We start from the raw sequence: 5,089 nt of genomic DNA, 5'->3' as shown, positions 1-5,089 counted from the left end.
TGTGCATAAGGGCTTGAAAGCCCGCACTGAAGCGAGCAGAGTTGTACCCATGCCTGATACAGCGAAAGATCAAGAATTCACGAAAAAGCGTCAAAAAACGCAATTCAATTTGTGATAAAGCAATCAATTACCGGATGAACCATTTTAATTCTATGATTGACGCCTGCAGCCGTTCATACTACTTATTCATTCATTCTTGTGATTTGTGAACTCTGTTGTCGCGGAGGGAAGTTGATGGCTGCGGGAAGCGCATCGTTACGTACGGCGTTTACGCTCACAGAACTATTGATCGTCGTTGCCATCATTTCGATTCTGGCCGCGATAGCCCTGCCCAACTATCAAAACGCGCAAACCAAAGCCAAAGTGGCGAAATCTCATACCGAGATGCGCTCCATCGGCATCGCATTAGAAATGTATCAGATCGACAATAACGCCTACCCGCCCTGGACGCAAAACCGCGTCGGGGGAATCGACGACCGCCACCCCAACCAAATTCGCTACTACCGGATGACCACGCCGGTTTCCTATTTGGGGGAAATTCCCGAAGACCCGTTCTCAACGCGGGCCAATTCGTTCGACTATGAAAAGTGGGGCTGGGCGTATGATTTCGTCGATTCGTTCGATCCCAAAAATGGCTTGGTCGATCCCGACGCCTGGGGGCATGTCTGGCGTATCAACAGCTGGGGGCCGGATGCGACCAATGGGTTCACAGGACGCTATACTGGTTGTATTCACGGTCAACCCGTTTTTCTTTATAACCCAACCAATGGATTGCACAGCGATGGCGATATAGTGAGAGTCGGAGATCGCGGCGGCCCGTTTTTAGATTTCTACTGCCCCATCCCGAACGGAGATTGAGGAGAGTTTGATTGAAGAAAGCGATTATCAATCTTTTTTTAATTGGCGTCATCATTGGCGCGGGTTCCATCGCATACCAGAAATTACAACGAATGAACCAACCGCTTGGCGAAAATGAACTGGTTGTGGAACCCTATACGCCTGCTGAACAACACAAGAGGGAGCGCGAAAAATTAATTGATACCTCACGCGAACTTGATTGGTCAGAGGTCGTGCAACTCGATGTCGGCGACAAGCAATATGAAAATGCGAGTAAAGTCGTTCAAGGCCGCGCCGGGTTCAAATACATTTGCTTTCTTCCGCGTGGGTTTGGCGAAGAAGAAGGGAAAAAATATCCACTCCTCTTGATGTTGCATGGCGCCGGGGCCAAAGGCGACGACCTCTCGCCTTTGTATAATTCGCCCGCGCTTGAATTTTTATTGCGCAGAGATGACTCCAATTTCCTTTATGTTGCGCCGTTGTGCCCGGCAGATTCAGGATGGAACAGCCGCGAACTCAATCGCTTTCTCAGTAAAATTATGGGGTTGTACCCCGTCGACAAAACACGCGTGTATCTGACCGGCATCAGTATGGGCGGGCACGGGACCTGGAATTTCGCAAGCGATTTCCCCAACCGCTTTGCGGCGGTTGCTCCATTCTGCGGCGCGGGCGACCCTCAAAAGGCGCGGGTAAGGCTTCGCAACAAACCGATTTTAATTGTTCACGGCGCCAAAGATGATATTGTTCCCGTTGGTCGCGCCTATGATATGATTTACGCGCTGGAACCAGTGAATCCCAATTTGAAGTACACCATTTTCCCCGACATGGGGCATGGTGAAATCGCGGGTTTATGGGGCCGGGCGGTGTTTTATGTTTGGTTGCTGAATCAACAGAACAAGAACGTCTAATGAATTTATCTGTCGTCACTAGACGAAATTTCATCTCTTCGTTTGTCGCTGTATTCGCATTGACGGGATGCGGCGATCCTCCTCTTTTAAAGCCGGAAGAGAAAAAACGCTTAAAACTCGCGATCCAACGATGTGAAGACGCAAAGCAGACGATGACCCAGCCGGATAAATACGTAGCCCAGGTTGCGTTTAAAGTGATTGGCGATGTGATTGGCGTTGTCGATGAAACCACAAATAAACTACCGCAAGACCGTAAAACCGAATACAACACATCGCTTCTCGACTGGCGTAAGAAAGTGAACCGCCTGGGCGTGTTTCCTGCCGAAGCGAAAGAATCTCCCGCCTATTATCAAGCCTTGAACGATGCGCTGGTCCAATCGACGCTCTTGCTAAATATTCTGATTGAACTGGAATAAAGTTTTGCAGGGATTCTGTTGTCCCGCGAGTAAAATCGTTCCTCTCTGCTGATTATGCGATGTTCCGAATAAGGCCTTGGCGCCTCTCTCTTCGCTTCGGTGCGGGCTTTTATGCCCTTATGCACAGGCGCTCACAGAGAGGCGCCAAAGCCTTAAAGCGTTTGCCAAAACGGTGCGCGAAAATAGGTTTCATCGAATACAAAAAGGGAGCGGCGAATTCGCCGCTCCCAATTGTTTGCCTGAATGTCTGTTCTCGTTTAGTATTGCTGCCAGAACGGAACGCGGGTCCCGCCCGTGGTGGTTTCCACATTCAAGAATGTGTTGAAGGCGTGGGACTTCGCAATGTCAGCCGAAGCGCCAGGACCGTGGCACAAGTCGCAGGACTCGCCATTGTCTGAAACAAACGTCGCCGCATGAGAGGCCGCATCATCCGTATCGTGGCAGGACAAGCAAACCGCTGATGTCGGGGCCATGTTGACCTGGACGCCGTCTTTGTCTTCGAAGTTGATGGCTGCAACATTGTCGCCCAACGGCAACGCGGGTTGTTCGACGTGGCAGACGGTGCACTCTTGATTCAGACCCGGGAAGAGAATCTCGTTATAGTTATGAGCCGTATTGCCATAACCATACACGGTATAGTCTTGCGTCAAATTATGACCACGGTGGATTTTGTGAATCAAGCGTGAGAAACTGACCGATTCGCCGCCGCCAACGCCCTCGGCGCGACGACCGATGTCGCTCTTGTTGGGGTTATGGCACATGACGCAGTAATCCATCGAAATGCGCAGGTTGCCATGGAACTTTAATGAGTCGTGGCAGGTATTGCACTTGGCGTCTGTGACGACGGTGCGGCGTTCTACCGGTTGGTCGTCAGTGATCGCAACGGTAAAGACCGGATTCACGGCGCTTTCATTGTAAGAACCTTCATTCACTTCAACCGAACGGCGGGTTTCAATGGCAAAGGCGTAACTGCCTTGCGCATCGGCGGGGATGACGTTGCTAAAGGTGTAGAGCAACGCATCGCCTTCTGCAACCGTGTTGGTGGTGTTGCTGATGACGTTTTCTTCAGTGTAGGACATATATTCGCTGGTTGGTCCGGCGAACACGATGTACAAACGCCCTAAATCCGCTGGGGCGATGATGGTTCCGTCGTCTTCTGATACCTTAATTAATGCGCTGGGCGCTTGGCCTGGCGCCGCATTGCGAACTTCAAGAATTTCCGCATTCAAGCCTTTTAATACAGGTGAAAGATGCGTCGGCATGTGGTTCGATGTAATGCTGTCTGCGCTGTGGCAGGCGGCGCACATGGTGTCATCCGTTTGGACGATGTGTTCTACGCCCGCTGCAAAATCAACGTCATCGTGGCATGCGCCGCACGATTGACGATTGGGCTTGGTCATATAAACATCGCCTTCCGGGCCATTGTGGCAGGAGGCGCAGTTGTTCACTTCTTGTGGGTAGCCAACATGCGAGTAGTCATGGACGGATTGGCGGTAGCCAATGATCTGATAGGGCTCGCCCGCTTGGACGCTGGGGAGATTGTGGCCCATGTGAATTTTATGGATCATTTCGCCCATTTCAACGCTGTTGCCAGTGTCCGGGTCAACCGATTGGTCGGTGTGGCACATTAAGCAAAGCGTATAATCTTTGCGAGCGCCGCCGTGTATACCGATGCTGGTGTGGCATTTGTTGCACGATTCGGTGGTTGAAACGCGATAGAGTTCGGTCACATCGCGACCATCGGGCACAAAGTGATGGACAGGGTTTGCGACATAGCGCATGCCGTCAAATGTACGCTCTAATTGAGCGCTGACGGTATGGGTCACGGTTGTACTGTAATCAGTCGGCAAAACAGTACCGAATGTATACAGAAAACGTCCGCCGCCGAGAACGGACCAGACGCCGCCTCCATCATAGCCGGCTTGCTCTGCTTCGGCGCCAGCGTTTGGAGAATCTTCCGGTGCGGTCGCGGTGGAGGTCGAATAACTCATGTAACCCGTTTCGGGGCTGAGGTACGCCATGATAACGCCGCGCACCGAGATGTCGCCGCCGTTTTCAATTCCGCTAACGCCTGTCGGGCTGAGTGGTTGGCCCGCTGCGTCTACCATCAAAAAAGTAACTTCTGCTTGCATATTGCCGTTGATTGCGACGCTTTCGATCGAAGCGACAAACCCATCTTGGCTGCAAACTGTCATTGTCGGAATTACAAGCAAGACGCTTGCGAGTAAAACCTGACCCCAGATGCCGTATTTCATTGTGTTGACTCCTTAATTAAGTGTGTGATTGCAAAGTTACAATAATATCTCTTAGTGCAAGTGACGTACCGGAATAGAGATATAGGAGAAAAAATATCTAAGTCGAGTGGATTAAATTTTTTTACGCTTCTATCATTCTTTATCGTTAAAGATAAAACCGATGAAAACTGTTGATTTATTCCCATTTAGCTATGGATTGATGATAACACGGCATGAACACATTCGATTTAATTTGAAAGGATAGTTTAGCAATTATATTCTTTACTTGCTGAAAAATAAGTGGTTATGCACTTTGGTATCCGGCTGGATATGTGGGGCATGATACCCTGTTGGGTCACGTATTGGGTTATATGGCGCATGTCAATGCGGCAATATTGCTTCTGCGGCGAAAATGCAAAATGGTGTATGCGGTTAAAAAAATAGATTCTTTTATCCAAATCTATTTATTTAAGTAGACTTAGAAAGTGGTTTTATGAGATGATCGCGAGTAGTGTGACAGAGTAAGAATGTCGGGTAAAAGGTAATGCAAGACAAAAACCCATTCGTTTCGTGTCATCAACTCTGTTGAACGAGGAGTTGATTTTTTTGTAAAGATTCTTGAATTCGAGCGTTGAGAATTGTGACGATTTTGGCCATGACGGCGCTGATAATGGACATTTTTGTTTTCCCGTCT

4 protein-coding genes are annotated in these 5,089 nt (G+C 49.5%); 3 read left to right on the top strand and 1 reads right to left on the bottom strand.

Annotated elements, in window-relative coordinates; translation table 11 throughout:
- Positions 1-234 precede the first annotated feature (234 nt).
- From P9L94_09360 to P9L94_09350, 3 genes are read left to right on the top strand one after another with little or no spacing between them, the layout of a single operon-like run.
- A complete protein-coding gene (locus tag P9L94_09360) occupies positions 235-858 on the top strand; it encodes a type II secretion system protein GspG (protein MDP8244274.1) in 624 nt (207 codons plus the stop codon).
- An 11-nt stretch (positions 859-869) separates the two neighbouring features.
- Entirely contained in the window at positions 870-1,745 is an 876-nt protein-coding gene (locus tag P9L94_09355) for a dienelactone hydrolase family protein (GenBank protein MDP8244273.1), read from the top strand.
- Positions 1,745-2,161, top strand: a complete 417-nt coding sequence (locus tag P9L94_09350; protein MDP8244272.1) for a hypothetical protein — start codon at positions 1,745-1,747, stop codon at positions 2,159-2,161. The genes P9L94_09355 and P9L94_09350 overlap by 1 nt, the downstream gene beginning before the upstream one ends.
- A 257-nt stretch (positions 2,162-2,418) precedes the next feature.
- On the opposite strand, the gene P9L94_09345 is transcribed toward P9L94_09350, so the two are convergent.
- Positions 2,419-4,416 carry an OmcA/MtrC family decaheme c-type cytochrome gene (locus P9L94_09345; protein MDP8244271.1) on the bottom strand — a complete coding sequence of 666 codons (1,998 nt, stop codon included), beginning with the start codon at positions 4,414-4,416 and terminating at the stop codon, positions 2,419-2,421.
- Between the last annotated feature and the right edge of the window lie 673 nt (positions 4,417-5,089).

The organism is Candidatus Hinthialibacter antarcticus (genome assembly GCA_030765645.1).
Taxonomy (GTDB): domain Bacteria; phylum Hinthialibacterota; class Hinthialibacteria; order Hinthialibacterales; family Hinthialibacteraceae; genus Hinthialibacter; species Hinthialibacter antarcticus.
This window is presented reverse-complemented; position numbering and strand designations above follow the sequence as displayed.

What these genes read in the sequence shown, in the direction of transcription:
- P9L94_09345 (MDP8244271.1), bottom strand. Translation starts at nt 4,416, where the DNA reads ATGAAATACGGCATCTGGGGTCAGGTTTTACTCGCAAGCGTCTTGCTT.
- P9L94_09350 (MDP8244272.1), top strand. Translation starts at nt 1,745, where the DNA reads ATGAATTTATCTGTCGTCACTAGACGAAATTTCATCTCTTCGTTTGTC.
- P9L94_09360 (MDP8244274.1), top strand. Translation starts at nt 235, where the DNA reads ATGGCTGCGGGAAGCGCATCGTTACGTACGGCGTTTACGCTCACAGAA.